The sequence below is a fragment of the Pseudomonas sp. SDO55104_S430 genome (assembly GCF_054070595.1).
Genome location: NZ_JBSVXG010000006.1, coordinates 64,445 through 80,479, shown reverse-complemented (window position 1 = coordinate 80,479; position 16,035 = coordinate 64,445). Strand labels below are relative to the sequence as shown.

The 16,035-nt window shown below is 56.8% G+C and carries 5 protein-coding genes and 1 pseudogene; all 6 read left to right on the top strand.

Annotation, left to right across the window (positions count from 1 at the left end):
• The first annotated feature begins 2 nt into the window (after window positions 1-2).
• On the top strand, window positions 3-12,212 hold the full coding sequence (locus ACW9JE_RS02180; RefSeq protein WP_457431737.1) for a hemagglutinin repeat-containing protein: 12,210 nt from the start codon (window positions 3-5) through the stop codon (window positions 12,210-12,212).
• A gap of 1 nt (window position 12,213) precedes the next feature.
• Window positions 12,214-12,534, top strand: a complete 321-nt coding sequence (locus tag ACW9JE_RS02175; RefSeq protein WP_457431736.1) for a colicin — start codon at window positions 12,214-12,216, stop codon at window positions 12,532-12,534.
• A 1,086-nt stretch (window positions 12,535-13,620) separates the two neighbouring features.
• Window positions 13,621-13,854 (top strand): hypothetical protein, encoded by a 234-nt coding sequence (locus tag ACW9JE_RS02170; protein WP_457431735.1) that lies wholly within the window; start codon window positions 13,621-13,623, stop codon window positions 13,852-13,854.
• A gap of 434 nt (window positions 13,855-14,288) precedes the next feature.
• Window positions 14,289-14,591, top strand: a pseudogene (locus ACW9JE_RS02165) (hypothetical protein); the annotation flags it as partial.
• Window positions 14,592-14,713: 122 nt separating this feature from the next.
• Window positions 14,714-15,325 carry a TetR/AcrR family transcriptional regulator gene (locus tag ACW9JE_RS02160; RefSeq protein ID WP_457431734.1) on the top strand — a complete coding sequence of 204 codons (612 nt, stop codon included), beginning with the start codon at window positions 14,714-14,716 and terminating at the stop codon, window positions 15,323-15,325.
• A gap of 23 nt (window positions 15,326-15,348) precedes the next feature.
• Window positions 15,349-16,026: a glutathione S-transferase family protein gene (locus ACW9JE_RS02155; RefSeq protein ID WP_457431733.1), complete on the top strand. Its 678-nt coding sequence runs from the start codon at window positions 15,349-15,351 to the stop codon at window positions 16,024-16,026.
• Window positions 16,027-16,035: the final 9 nt, after the last annotated feature.

Here is a 16,035-nt window from a genome sequence, read left to right as displayed (position 1 = left end):
CCGTGGTGAAAAACCGCGAGCATTTCTGGGGCATGCCCAAGCGCGGGTTGGCGTTTCTGCTGGCCAACGTCATGTTCTGGCAACCGGTGTGGGCGCAGGCCGAAGGCATCGTGGTGGCCAATCCGGGCACCAGCCTGGGTCAGGCGGGCAATGGCGTGCCGATCGTCAACATCGCCACGCCCAATGGCAGCGGCCTGTCGCATAACCAGTTCGTCGACTACAACGTCGGCAATTCGGGCGTCATCCTCAACAACGTCGCCGGACAAACCGGTACGACGCAACTGGGCGGCATCATCGTTGGCAACCCCAACCTCACCAACGGGGTCGCGGCGCAAACCATCCTCAACGAAGTGGTCGGCGGCAGCCCCAGCCAGCTGCGCGGTTACACCGAAGTGGCGGGGCAGTCGGCCCGCGTCATCGTCGCCAACCCCTACGGCATCAGCTGCAACGGCTGCGGATTCATCAACACCCCGCGCGTGACCTTGACCACCGGCAAACCGGTACTCGATGGCAGCGGTCGCGTGGATCGTTTCCAGGTCGATCAGGGCAGCGTCTCCATCGACGGCGCCGGGCTGAACGCCAACAACGTCGACAGCTTCGAAATCATCACCCGCAGCGCAAAAATCAACGCCGAGATCCAGGCGAAAAACCTGACCATCATCGCCGGTCGCAACGACGTCAATGCCCAGACTCTCAGTGCCACCGCACGCGTCGATGACGGCAGTGCCAAGCCGCAACTGGCCATCGACTCCTCGGCACTGGGCGGCATGTACGCCGGGGCGATCAAGCTGGTGGGCACCGAGGCGGGGGTCGGGGTGAAACTGGCCGGCAATCTGGCGGCCAGTGGTGGGGATATACAGATCGATGCCAATGGGCACTTGAGCCTGGCGCAGACCGCTGCCACCAACGCGGTCAATGTCAAAGCCGCCAGCCTGGACGCACAGGGGCCGGTCTACGGTAGCGCGGTCAATGTTCAGACTCAGGGCAATCTGGCTGTGCAGCAAAGCGTTGCGGCTCGGGACAGTATCAGCTTGAGTGCCGGTGGCCAGTTGAGCAACAACGGCATCATTGAAGCCGGGGTCAATGCCGACAACAGTCGCAATGGCAATGGCGATGCCGTCTTGAGCGCACAGAATCTCAACAATACCGGTAGCGTGGTTGCCAGTCGCAACCTGACGGTCACCGCTGCGCAAACCCTGACTAACCAGGGCGGTACCTTGAGCGGCCGGCAGAATAGCCTAGTCACCGCCACCACTCTGGACAACCGAAACAAGGGCGCAGTGTCCGGTGACACCTCGCTGCAACTGAACGCCACGCAAATTCTCAATACTCAAGGCCTGCTCTCCAGCAACGGCAATCTGACGGCGACAGTTGGCCACCTGAACAACCACGACGGGGAAGTTTCCAGCGCGGGAAGTACCCGCATCAGTGGCACGTCACTGGACAACAGCGATGGGCAGGTCACCGGCGATGTGGCGTTGAACATCGGTTTGATCGGCACCCTGAACAACCAGAACGGTGTGCTGGGTTCCGGCCGGAGTGTGAACATTACTGCGGCGAGTCTGGACAACAGCCATGACGGCAGCCTTGTCAGCGATGGCAGCCTGAGCGCGAGCATCGCCGGTTTGTTCGATAACCAGAACGGCGACCTGAGCGCCAAAGGTGCTGTGGATGTGCAGAGCGCCACTCTGGACAACCGTAACGGCAACATCACCGGCAAAGATCGCCTGACCCTTCGCGGTGACTCGCTGGACAACCGTGCCGGCCAGCTTCGTGCGAGCAAGGATTTGCAACTGACGATCAGCCAGATTGATAACCGTGGAGGGGGCACGCTCGACGGTAAAGCGGCGGTTACCGTCAATGGTACGCAATTGGATAACCGCGGTGGCATCCTCACCGCCAAAGGACCGCTGCGCCTGCAAGCCACTGGCGTCGATAACAGCGGCGGTCGCATTTTCACCGAGGGCGATCTGACCACCAAAGTGGCTCAGTTCACCAACCAGCAGGGCGAACTGACGGCCCTGGGCATGTTGACGCACACCGGCCAGACCTTTGATAACCGTAGCGGCGGCCTGGTCGCCTCGGCAAAAGCGCTGACACTGACTGTCGACGATATCGACAACCGTGGCGGCGAAATCTCCAGCGCCGTCGATGTGAGCCTCCACGGCCAAAGCCTGAACAACAGTGACAGCGGCAAGGTGCTGGGCACCACCACACTGGGCCTGACCGTTGCTCACATCATCAACCAGACCAAGGGCTTGTTGCGCAGCGAGCAAGGCACGACGCTGGTCGGCCAGAGCCTGGAGAACAGCGGTGGCAATCTCGTTTCCCTGCAGGGGCTGAACATTCGCCTGGACAACGCCCTGAGCAACGTCGAGGGCCTGATCAGCAGTGAGGGCAAGCTGAGCGTTCAAGCGAACAGCTTCGACAACACCCGGGGTGAACTGTCGAGCGCCGGTCTGCTGGCCCTGACTACCAGCGGCGCGCTGATCAACCAAAGCGGCTCGCTGACCACCGACAGTGGCCTGACCCTCACCAGTCAAAGTCTGGATAACAGCCTCGGTGGCGCGATCAGCGGCAAACTCGCGACAGCTATCACCACCGGCGCGTTGGATAACACCGCGGGCGGGAGCCTCATCAGTGGCGACACTCTGGATCTCAATGCGACACAGGTGAGCAATGGTGCGAATAGCCAGATTGCCAGTGAAAAGGCGCTGACTGCGTTGGTCACCGGTTTCGATCAGCAGGGAGGGCGACTGTTCAGCAAAACCTCGCTGAGCCTGGACTTGAATCAGGGTCAGTTGAACAACCAGAGCGGCGTAATCAACGCACCACTGCTGGTGTTGAAAAACCTCAAGGACGTCAACAACACCGGCGGTGAAATCTCCAGCGCCCAAGCGTTCACGCTGGACGCGCACAACGTCGATAACAGCAACGGCAAGTTGATCAGCAATCAGGGTGTGACTCTGCGCATCGAACAACTGCTGGCCAGCATCAAGGGCCTGATTTCCGCCCAGTCCCTGGACATTCACAGCACCCGTCTGGATAACAGCGATGGCCTGATCAGCAGCCGCGATGCTCTTGATCTGACGCTGGATGGACAATTCGTCAACCACGGCGGCGTGCTGATCGCCGACGGTGATCTGAAACTCGGTGCCGACAGCGTCGACAACAGTAATGGCTACATTGCCGGCAAGGCAGATGTTGTTGCCAACGTCGCCACGCTCGACAACCAACAGGGCGAGTTGGTCGCCACGGGTGCCCTGACCCTGACCGGCACCCGTTTGGACAACCGCAACGGTGGTCTCGTCGGTTCGAACAACACGCTGCAACTGAACGTCGACTCGGTCGACAACCGCGCTGGTGAGTTGTCGAGCCAGTCCGATGTGAACCTGGTTGGCAACCGTCTGGACAACAGCGATGGCGGCAAGGTCGTTGCCCTGGACGCATTGACCCTGACGGTCGCTGAAGTGCTCAACCGCACCAAGGGGCTGCTCTCGGGCAAGACCGATCTGAACTTGATCGGACACAGTCTCGACAGCGCCGGCGGTTCGCTGCTGAGCCAGAAAAATCTCAACATCGGGCTTTCCGGCGACCTGGACAACACTCAGGGCCTGATCAGTGCCGAAGGTTCGCTTGATGTCACCGCGGCCAGCCTGACGAACAATCTTGGCGGCCTGTCCGCAGCCGGGCCGTTGACCCTGACCACCACTGGTGTGGTGCTTAACCAGAGCGGGCTGATCGTTACCGACGCCGGCCTCATGCTCAACAGTGCCAGCATCAACAACAGCAATGGCAACATCAGCGGCAAAGGCGCTGTCGTTGTGAATACCGGCTCGCTGGATAACAGCCTCAACGGTCGACTGAACAGCGGCGATACTCTGGACCTGAGCGCTACTCAGGTAACCAATCAGAGCGGCGGTCGAATCGCCAGTACCGGCGCGATGAACGCGAACGTCACAGGCCTGGACCAGCAGGGCGGGCAGATGTTCAGCAACACGTCGCTGACGCTGGATCTGAACCAGGGCCAATTGAACAATCAGAACGGCCTGATCAGCGCGCCGTTGCTGATGCTCAAGAATCTTTCCGACGTCAACAACACCGGCGGTGAAATCTCCAGTGCCCAGGCTTTCACGTTGGCGGCCCGCAACATGGAGAGCAGTAACGGCAAACTGCTGAGCAATCAGGCCGTGACCCTGCGCATCGAACAGGCGCTGACCAACGTCAAAGGCTTGATCGCCGCAGCGGCTCTGGACGTCAAGGCCGCCAGCCTGGATAACAGCGGCGGCACACTTACCAGTCGGGCCGACGTGTCGCTGAATCTCGAAGGGATGCTGACCAACCAGGACGAAGGATTGATTAGTGCCAACGATGGCCTGACCATCAGCAGCAACGGCCTGAACAACCAGAGTGGCGTGCTGCTGGGCAGTGCCATCGCGATTGACTTTGGTGCAGCCACCGCCGACCTGAACAACGACGCCGGGTTGATTACCACGACCGGCCAATTGAGTCTCAAGCACCTGCGTGATTTGAGTAATCGCGGGGGGGAAATCTCCAGCAGCCAAAGTTTCGACATCAACGCCCGCAATCTTGATAGCAGTGCCGGCAAACTGATCAGCAGCAATCTGCTCAATGTCAACGCCGGTAAAGTCCTCAATCAGAACGGTTTGATCTCCGGCTCACAGGGTCTGGTGGTCACTGCCGACAGCCTCGATAACCGCAACAGCGGCACGCTGTCGAGCAACAATGGCAGCCTCGATGTGACCTTGAGTGGTGAGCTGCTCAACAGCACTGCCGGGGCACTCGCCAGCCTGAAGACACTCAACGTCAACGCCACGAACCTGGATAACAGTAGCGGCGGCGTGCTCTCCAGTGGCGGTGCCCAGACCTTGACCCTCAGCGGTACGCTGAACAATGCCGCCGGCGGTCTGATCGACAGCGGCGCGACCCTGGCGATGCAGGCAATCTCCCTCGGCAACGCGGGTGGCACGATCAACGCCATCGGGGATGTGCGCTTCACTGGTACGACGCTGGATAACACCGGCGGCACCTACATCAGTAACGGCGCGGTGACCCTTGATTTGCTCGGCGCTTTGGTCAACACCAACGGCAAGCTCGCCAGCGGTGGGCCATTGCTATTGCAGCGCTCTACCCAGGTGAACAACCAGGGCGGTCAACTGGCCAGCCAGGACCTGATGACGTTGCTGACCGGTGGCCTGGACAATCGTAATCACGGCACCATCGCGGCCAATGATCAGCTGACGATCACCACGCCGGGCACAGTCCAGAACAGCGCCGACGGCCTGATCTACAGTCAGAACGGCGAGCTGCAACTGCAGGCTGACAGCTTCACCAACGCTAAGGGAACCCTGCAAAGCCAGGGCGCGCTGACCCTGAAAACGGTTGGCGATATCGATAACCAGAGCGGCCGGATCCTCGCCAAGAACGGCGATCTGTCTATTGACGCGGGTCACCTCGACAACCGCGGCGGCGTACTTGCCGCGCTGCAAGGGGCATTCGCCGCGCGTCTGACCGGTGTGCTGAGAAACGGCTACGACCTGAACAACAACCACCAGGGCGGGGTCATTCAGGCCCAGCGTCTGAACTTGAACGCGCTGGGCGGTTTCGATAACTACGGTGGGCGTATCTCGGCCCAAAGCGGCGATGCGATCATCGCCACCAGCGATTTTGACAACCGCAACGGCGGCCTCTACGCCAAAGGCAAGGTCAACGTCACCGGCAACAACTTCGATAACAGCGGCGACAACGATGGCCAGATTGCTGGCCAACAGATCGACCTGACCCTGACCGGTGCGTTGAATAACCGGCTGGGCATCATCGAGAGTGACACCACCCTGGCCATCAAGGCTGCCAGTCTCGACAACCAGACTGGTCAACTGCGCGCTCTGGGCACAGCAGGCAAAACCAGCTTCCAGATCGGTGGACTGTTCGACAACCGCAACGGCACGCTGGAAACCGCCAACCTCGATTTGACTCTCGGTGCCGGTAGCTTCCTCAACGCGGGCGGTAGTCTATTGCACGTCGGCACCGGCACCTTCGATATCTCCACCAACAACGTCATCAACGCCGGCGGCGGCATCGTGACTCGTGGCGCACTGACGATCAGCACCAACAGCTGGACCAACACCAGTGTGATCCAGGCCGGGCGCTTAAGCGTAAACGTCAACAACTTCACCCAGACTGCCAGCGGCCAGTTGCTGGGCTCCACCAGTTTCGTCGGCAGTGGCGTCAACTGGTACAACGAAGGTTTGATTGCCAGTGATGGCACCCTTAACTTCGGTCTGAGCGGAACCTATTGGGGCGGCGGGCGTGTCAGTAGCCAGGGCAACCTGGGCCTGAACGCCGCTCAGGTCAACCTCAACACCGTCAACTCCAGCATCGCAGGCGGTGGCGACACCACGCTCAATGTCGGCGGCCAGCTGTACAACGCTGGACGACTGACGTCCAAGAACGCCCTCATCATCAACGCGGGTGGAGTGAGTAACTCCGGCACCACGGCTGCCGGAGCTGACCTGACGCTCACCACGGGTAACCTGGCCAACGCCGGCGGCCTGATTTTCAGCGGCAGAAACATGTCGCTGCGGGTCGCCGACTTCAGTAACAGCTACGCCAACGTATACAGCCTCGGCAATCTGACGATCGATCGTAATGGCAGCGGCGCGCTGGCCAACAGCATCATCAACCGATCCTCGTCGCTTCAAAGCGATGGCAGCATGTTCCTTGCGGCTAGCACGATCCAGAACATCCGGGACGTGCTCACCGTCAACAACGCGGGTATCTACACTGCCCGGATCGGCGAAATCACCTGTATCGAAGGGGTCAACGCCGGCGACTGCAGCGGCAAGCAGAACCACGTATGGGAGATCGTGCAGCGCGAAAAACTCGAAGTCACCGCAGCGAGCGCTGCTTCCAGCATCACCGCCGGTGGCAACCTGAGCCTCAATGGCGGCAACTTGCTCAATCAGAGCAGCACCATCGCTACCGCCGGCAACTTCAACGCCACATTGGTCAACCTGACCAACAGTGGCGTGGAAACCGGTGATACCGAGACCACCCGGATCTTCAGGTCGCAGCGAACCAGCAACGCAGGTGGCTGGTACAGCGCCGCAGAGGCTTTCACCGACCAGTACTGGTATGAAAGCAGCGGTTACAACGCCAACGATTTGAGTGGCATACAGGGTGGCATGGCCAACTTCATCGGCATGACCGAAGCGGAGCTACCGGAGCTGGGCAGCACCCGAAAAATTGCCGGTGGAGACCAAAGCTACGCCGCTGTGATCCAGGCCGCAGGCGCGGTCAATATCAACGCCCAGAACACCATCGATAACAGCGTTGTACGACCTGGCTATAGCTACATCGGCAGTGGCCCGCGTACCGGCACCGGTGCTGCCGGCAGCCAGTTCTCCACGCGCATCACCCTCAACCAGCAGTTGCCGCCGGACTTGGCCCAGCAGCAGGTCAACCCGCTGGCGTTGCCTGGCTTCGCACTGCCAACCGGTCAGAACGGCCTGTTCCGTCTGAGCGCCCAAGAGGGCAGTGCACCCGCCACAACGGGGCCGCAAAGCTGGAACATGGGTGGTGCCAGCATCAACCCGACCCAGCGACAGCAAACGCTGCCCGGCTTCCAGCCTCGGGACATTCTGCCGACCAACAATGCCTCGGCCTCGGCCAGCAACGTGAACCTCAACACGGCGGATCGCCAGGGGCAGCAGCAAGGCGCCGGCGCCAGCGCTATCGACGTCAGCGTCCCGACGGGGGATGCCAGCGACTCATCGCTGCCCGGCCGTTCGACAGCTTTCACGATCAACCGCGTGCAGGGTGTACCTGCCAGTACCGGGCAGTCCAAACCACAGAAATACCTGATCGAAACCAACCCGGTACTGACTGACCTCAAGCAGTTCATGAGCTCGGATTACCTATTGTCCAACCTCGGTTACGACCCGGATCAAAGCGCCAAGCGCCTGGGGGACGGATTCTACGAGCAGACCTTGATCCAGCAGGCCGTGGTCGCCCGCACTGGCCAGCGTTTCATCGATGGCCAGACGTCCAACGACGGGCTGTTCAAGTACCTGATGGACAACGCGCTAACCAGCAAAAACGAACTCAACCTGTCGGTAGGGGTGAGTCTGACCTCCGAACAAGTGGCGGCGCTGACCCACGACATCGTCTGGATGGAAACCGCCGAAGTGAACGGCGAACAGGTGCTGGTGCCGGTGCTTTATCTTGCCAACGCCAACAACCGTCTGGCCGCCAACGGCGCACTGATCCAGGGTAGCGACGTCACCCTGATCGCCGGCAAGGATCTGAACAACGCCGGTACTTTGAAGGCCAGCAACAACCTGTCGGCAAGCGCTGGCAATGACCTGGTCAACAGCGGCCTGGTCGAAGCGGGCAATCGGCTCGACCTGCTGGCAGGCAACAACCTGATCAACAAGTCCGGTGGCGTCATCGCCGGTAAAGATGTCTCGCTGACGACCACCAATGGAGATGTGATCAACGAGCGTACGGTCACCACCCACGAAAGCAGCAGTGGTTATCGCACGGAGCGCACCGACTTCGTTGACAGTGCTGCGCGTATTGAAGCGGCCAATAATCTGACCATCAATGCAGGGCGCGATATCAACAACAACGGTGGCGTGCTGAAAAGCGGCGCGGATACCACGATCACTGCCGGACGTGACGTCAATCTCGTGTCAGCCGAGCAAGTTGTCAGTGGCCAGCGTGGTTTGTATACCAATGAGAGCATTAAGCAGTACGGCTCGATCGTTGATACGGGGCAGGACCTTAAGGTCAATGCAGGTCGTGACATCACAGCCATCGCCAGCCAGATCGACGCGAAGCGCGATGTGAGCATGAGCGCTATCGGCGACCTGACGTTGGCGTCGGCGGCGGATGAAGAGCACTCGTATAACAAGACCAGGAAGGTGACGAGTCAGGAGGATCATGTCAGCCAGGTTTCCACCAGTGTGACGGCGGGTGGGAGCGTGGCGTTGAGTGCTGGAAAGGATTTGGCCTTGATCGCCAGCCGGGTGAGTGCGGGGGATGAAGCTTATCTGTATGCGGGTAGCGACCTGAACCTGGAGAGTGCTGAGAACACCGATTACAGCTACTACAGCAAGACCAAGACCAGCCACTCAGGGTTGTCCAGCAGCCAGAAGACGCGCATCGATAGCAGCAGCTCCACGACGCAGCAGGGTTCCTCCATAAGTGCCGACTCTGTGGTCGTGCATGCGGGGAAGGACATTAGCGTAGTAGCCAGCGACATCGCTTCCACAAACTCCACCAGCTTAATTGCTGGGCGCAATGTGGCGATTGATGGCGCAACTGAAACCTTCGAAGAAAGCCATTCAACGTCGAAGAAAAAATCCGGCTTGTTGAGTAGTGGTGGGATTGGTTTCACCTTGGGCTCGGCCAGCAATCAGAACACCTCGACCAGCAGCTTCGAAACCAACCGGGCCAGCACTGTTGGTAGCGTACTTGGCACCGTGAATATTGAGGCCGGCAAGGACCTGAGCATCAAAGGCTCCGACGTTATTGCGGGCAAGGATATTCGTCTCGTCGGGCAGAACGTCAGCATTCTTGCAGCCGAAACCAATAACAGGAGCGAACAAACTTCCAAGAGCAAGAGCAGTGGCTTGACCTTGGCATTGTCCGGAACCGTGGGCAGTGCGGTCGACTCCGCTTACCAGACGACCAAGCAAGCCAGGGAGGAGGACGATAGTCGTCTCGCTGCGTTGCAAGGTGTCAAAGCTGGTCTGACAGGTGTTCAGGCATGGCAAGCCGCGCAGCAGGGCGGCGGAATGACCGACGATAATGCAGGCCAGTTTGTGGGTATCAGTGTTTCCCTTGGCTCGCAGAAATCCAGTTCCAAGCAGACTCAGGAGCAAACGGTCAGCCAAGGCAGTAGCCTGACCAGCGGTAATAATCTCACCATCATAGCTGCCGGTAACGGCATTCCAGGTGCTGATGGGGACATCCGCATTCAAGGCAGCAAGCTTCAGGCGGGCAACGAAATGTTGTTGGCTGCTGAGCGTGATATTCGTCTGGAAGCTGCAGCCAATACGCAAAAACTTGACGGTAAGAATAGCAGCAGTGGTGGTGCTATAGGTGCCAGCATCGGTGTTGGCCCCAATGGCGGGGGCCTAAGTATTTTCGCCAATGCGAACAAGGGCACGGGTAGTGAAAAAGGCAACGGTACCACTTGGACCGAAACAACGCTGGATGCGGGTAAGCAAGTCAGCCTGATCAGTGGACGAGACACCACCCTCAAAGGGGCACAAGTCAGCGCGGACCAGATCATTGCCAACGTCGGCCGCGACCTTACGCTACAAAGCCTGCAAGACTCCGACGATTACAAATCCAAGCAAACCAATGTCAGTGGCGGCGCCAGTGTCGCCATCATCGGTACGGGGGGGAGCGCCAACCTCAGCGTCAGCAAAAGCACGATCGACTCCAAATACCTGAGTGTGCAGGAGCAAACCGGCTTGTTCAGCGGCAAGGGCGGTTATCAAGTGAATGTGGGTAACCACACCCAGCTCGATGGCAGCGTCATTGCCAGCACCGCAGACGCTGACAAGAATCGGTTGAGCACGGGAACACTTGGTTGGAGTGACATTAAGAACAAAGCTGAGTACACAAGCTCGTTGCAAAGTGCCAGTGTCAGCAGTGGCAGCAATGGCACTGACGGTTTCACCAGCAACATGCCCAGCGGCATGCTGATCGCTTTCAACCATGGGGACAGTGCCAGCGGTAATACCTCATCCGCTATTTCCAACGGCACTCTCGAGATTCGCGATCCTGCCAAACAGCAGCAGGATGTGGCCACTCTGAGCCGAGACGTTGAACATGCCAACGACAGCATCAGCCCGATCTTTGATAAGGAGAAGGAACAGAACCGGCTACGGCAGGTGCAGTTGATTGGTGATATCGGTACTCAAGTGTCGGATATCGTGCGTACTCAGGGTCAGCTCGAAGCTGATAAGGCCGCGCGAGAGGAGCTCGCTCGTCAGGGGAACCAGAATCCTACCCTGGCTCAGGTGCAAGAAGCGAAGGCGTATAAGGATGTGATGAAGAAGTACGGCACGGGCGGGGATTACCAGCGCGCCGTTCAAGCCGTATCAGCTGCGTTGCAAGGGTTGGCCGGGGGTGACATAGGCTCAGCCCTTGCAGGTGCATCGGCACCGTACTTGGCGAACATCATCAAAAAATCAACGGAAGGTAACGACACCGCTCGCATCATGGCTCAGGCGGTACTGGGTGCCATCGTCGCTCAGACTCAAGGAAACTCTGCAGCGGCAGGTGCAGCGGGAGCTGTCACGGGTGAGCTGATCGCGGCCCAGCTGTACCCAAACACCAAGCGTGAGGATCTGACTGAGGCGCAGAAACAAACGATCTCGGCGCTCTCGACGCTGGCGGCAGGCTTTGTGGGGGGCGCGGTGGATGGTGACCTCGGTGGAGCGGTGGCGGGGGCTCAGTCTGGTCGAAACGCGGTGGAGAACAATGAGCTGGGCAGTCGCGTGTATGCCGATAAGCTCTACAGAGAGTATGCGACACAGAGTTGCAGTGGTCTGCCGGCGGATGTGTGCCGTGCGAACTACGGCAAAAAAATCGGTGATGAGAGTCATCTTGGTACCGTTTCGGCAATTGGTGGTGTCGTTGCTGGCGGGATACTGTTTGGTCCGGAATTACTGGCGGCTTGTGGGGTGAATCTGGCCGCTTGCACCGAGCTGGGTATAACAGCTGTTGAGGTGTCTTTTGGGTCTGCGGCGGCTGGCGGCACGGCGCTGGGTGTGGGAGGATTTGGAAGTCTTGCTGCCAAGGAGGTAGGTGCGACGGCGGATGCTGCGGCGGCAGTGCGAAATGCTGAAGGTTCAAAGGAGATAATCAAGCTCCCCGTCCCCACCGATCTTCCGACAAATATACATATGGGGCAGCAGGGTAAACATATCAAAGGTCACAATAATTTTGAGGAAGGGCGTAGTTATTTTAACGATGGTGTCGACCCTGCGGAGCTTTTGGGAGGAGTTCACAGCGGTAAATATCCTGTTGTTGGCGTCGGGGCTCGTGGTAACCCAATTGTGGATTTTGGAAGGCCAATAGGGGTAGACGGACGGACAGGGCAGTCAGTTACCAGAGGCCAGATTCACTATGGAAAAAATGGTGCCCATATTGTTCCAGATGCGAGGAATTGAAATGCTATTTACTGCACAATTACCTGATTGGCTCGTGGCATGTTTTCGGATTGCGCTCCTCGGCGAAATCTATCCTGAAATTAGAGCTGTTGCTGTCGGGTATAATGAAAACGGTTCGGTGTTGATTCGATATTATCTTGATCGTGATCCAACAGAGTTGGATCTGGAAAGTCTGGAAGTTGTAGCGACAAATCTTGATGCACTGGGCGGAAAAAACCAGGCTATAAATAAAATTGATATCGAATGCGTTTGCGCGGAAGGCTCTAAACGAGAGTTGGAGCCGCTTAGTGGATTCATATACTCTAGGCGAGAGTACAGCTGAGTTCGCTTCAAAGAAATTATTGAGATTTTGAATAAGCAAAAGGCGCAGGTGAGGTGGCCTCTATAGGCGGAAAGACTTGTGTCTATAACTGCGTTATTGATGGCGTCACTCGTTAAGTTGGAATAACCGACGGCATAGTTAAGCATGGTCAAGCTCACCTCAGAGAAATAGGCATCACAATTGACAGAATAGAGAGTTTACAGAATCTTTCACGTTTTGACGCACGATCAGTTGAGCAAGCACTTATCGATTGCTATGTTCTTGGTAAAGATTGCGCTACGTTAATTAGTAAAATTAATTCTGTATCGTCTGTCAAAAATCAGACTTGGTATCAGTAAGGTTTGATTCGCGGTGCCGAGTTGCTGAACAAAGCTGGGTATGAAGGATTTTAAATGGCTAATTAGGTGAAGTTGGGCGACATTTTGCAGGCATTAATCTCGCAGGGTGTCGCATATGCGCAAGTTGCTCATATATAAAGTCATTTGCGGAGAGTAAGCGATGAATTACCAGCAGCAAGACTTGGTTTTCGATCTTATATCAAAAAAATATCGAAAGAGCAATTTGTTGACTTGTTCTTTCTCGGTGGTAAGGTTCCGATAGATTATGTATGTAAAGAACTGGAGGCTGCGTTTATTCGTGACCCATGGCCATTGGGAGTTGGATCGACATATGCAGTTCCCGTAAGAGCACTAGAAGATATTGTTAGCGGTGGCGTGATTATTCATCCATAGAGAGTGATTTTTATGCAAAAAAATGCGATCTGTTTATCTGTGGAGTCGTAGACGGTCGAGGGGTCGATCGGGAAAATAAATTTGTCCCCTTTTCCACTATATTGCGCGCAAATGGAGATGTATCGAAATTAGAGGAGTATCTGGGGCTTGATAATGGGTGCTTAGGAAATAATCCTGTTCTAGTAAGTATTAAGAGTGTTGATGGATACTGCATTCCATCAGGTTATGAGTTTGGTGCGAATAGCTTCTGGAGACCTGGTGGGTTTACCAGCCCTGGGGGATTGCCAGAAGCCGTTATAGATCCTGTGCAGCCTGGAAGCTACACCGTAACTAATATTCTCAAGTAGAAATTGTCATGGATAAAAAGATATTTCAATTCAGTGATATGGAGATATGGGCTCGCGGCGATCGTTTTTTCGTGCGATATGATGCAGGGTCTCATCAGGTTGCTATGCGCGAAGATGAAATATCTGAGCAAGAAGCCAAGAATGCCTCGGTGAGTGCCGACGCCGCTATGAAAATGTTGTTCATTTTGCAAAGAAGGCTGATAGATGCTGAGGTTGATCCGTATATATCGAATATTAAATAATTTTAATGAGGTATGTAAGGCTGTGCCGATTTTATGAAATTAAGGAGAAGGAAAAGGGGACAGATTTGAATGGCACTTACTTAACATGTTTCGGATGCCCGTATTTTTTGACTTCCGCCCTTGCTGATCGACGTGGTTTGGTCAGCAAGGGATAGGCTTGCGGTCTTCGCTTTATAACTGCACCCGCCACAACGGGGCCGCAAAGCTGGAACATGGGTGGTGCCAGCATCAACCCGACCCAGCGACAGCAAACGCTGCCCGGCTTCCAGCCTCGGGACATTCTGCCGACCAACAATGCCTCGGCCTCGGCCAGCAACGTGAACCTCAACACGGCGGATCGCCAGGGGCAGCAGCAAGGCGCCGGCGCCAGCGCTATCGACGTCAGCGTCCCGACGGGGGATGCCAGCGACTCATCGCTGCCCGGCCGTTCGACAGCTTTCACGATCAACCGCGTGCAGGGTGTACCTGCCAGTACCGGGCAGTCCAAACCACAGAAATACCTGATCGAAACCAACCCGGTACTGACTGACCTCAAGCAGTTCATGAGCTCGGATTACCTATTGTCCAACCTCGGTTACGACCCGGATCAAAGCGCCAAGCGCCTGGGGGACGGATTCTACGAGCAGACCTTGATCCAGCAGGCCGTGGTCGCCCGCACTGGCCAGCGTTTCATCGATGGCCAGACGTCCAACGACGGGCTGTTCAAGTACCTGATGGACAACGCGCTAACCAGAAAAATGTACTCAAACGGTCTACCGCGGATGAGTGTGAATGAGTTTTTTCGTCTCTTTTTATTTTATGGCGACTGATACAAAACCTATGTTAGGGTTCACTGCAAACCCGCAAAGATATTTAACCCATGGCTCGCCCTCGCGCATTCAATGAATCTAAGGTTCTCACCGCGGTGGTCGACGCGTTCTGGTCATGTGGCTACGAAGGCACCTCGACGAGAGATCTCGTCAAATGCACTGGCCTGAATCAGCCCAGTCTCTACAACGCGTATGGTGATAAACGCAGCCTCTACCGTCGCTCGCTTGAGCATTATCTTGATTGCAGTGTGCGTGATCGCATTCGCCGGCTGGAGGTTTTGCCGAATGCGGGATTGGCCATAACTGAATTTTTTGCAGAGGTGTTGAATCGCACGCTGACCGATCCGCTTCATCGTGGATGTTTGCTTGTGAATGCTGCCCTCGAAGCGACGGCGCAAGATCCCGAATTGCGTCAGGCCGTGGCAACTGAGCTCGACGCCATACGCAATTTTTTCCGAGACCGCTTGCATGTCTACAACGAACAGCTGGGTGGTGAGGCAAGCATCGATGCCCGTCAAGGTTCGAATCATCTGCTCTCTGTACTGCTCGGCGTTCGGGTACTTGCGCGAGTTAGCCCGGATCCATCCTGCGTAACTGAAGCTATCGAAATTGCACTCAACAGCCTGGGGTTACCACCCTTGGCTCAATCCGACGTTCGCTGATGACCACTGCCAGGAGAGTCACCATGATCAAGTTCTATTATCACCCGTCTCCCAATCCCGCAAAAATAGCGCTGTTTTTGGAAGAGGCGGGTCTGCCCTATCAGCTAATCCCGGTTGATACACGCAGAGGGGAACAACACGATCCGGCATTTCTGCAGATCAATCCAAATGCCAAAACACCAGCTCTGGTCGATGGCGACACCGTCGTATTCGATAGCAACGCCATGTTGCTTTACCTTGCAGAGAAAACCGGGAAATACCTGCCGGCCGATGACCTGAAATCTCGTGGGGAGATGTATTCGTGGCTCATGTTTGTAGCGACAGGGATCGGCCCATACTCTGGCCAGGCGGTGCACTTCAAACACTACGCGCCTGAGCCGAAGGACTATGCGGTTACTCGTTATACATTCGAAGCGTGGCGTCATTGGTCAATCATCAATGAGCGTTTGGCGAATCTGCCGTACATGCTTGGATATGAATACACGCTGGTGGACATGGCCGTGTGGGGCTGGGCGCGCGCTGTACCGTTCATTCTTGGCAACGACGCTTGGGAAAAATTGCCGAACGTCAAGCGCCTTCTTGACGAGATCAATACGCGACCGGCTGCACAGCGTGCGGAGGCGCTGAAGTCCCAACACAATTACAAGACTGAAATGGATGCTGAGGCCCGTAAAGTCATGTTCCCTCAGATCGCTCAATAAGGAGCAGAT

Excerpts from the sequence above, each read along its gene's own strand:
- ACW9JE_RS02175 (WP_457431736.1), top strand. The coding sequence starts at position 12,214 with ATGCTATTTACTGCACAATTACCTGATTGGCTCGTGGCATGTTTTCGG.
- ACW9JE_RS02170 (WP_457431735.1), top strand. The coding sequence starts at position 13,621 with ATGGATAAAAAGATATTTCAATTCAGTGATATGGAGATATGGGCTCGC.
- ACW9JE_RS02160 (WP_457431734.1), top strand. The coding sequence starts at position 14,714 with ATGGCTCGCCCTCGCGCATTCAATGAATCTAAGGTTCTCACCGCGGTG.
- ACW9JE_RS02155 (WP_457431733.1), top strand. The coding sequence starts at position 15,349 with ATGATCAAGTTCTATTATCACCCGTCTCCCAATCCCGCAAAAATAGCG.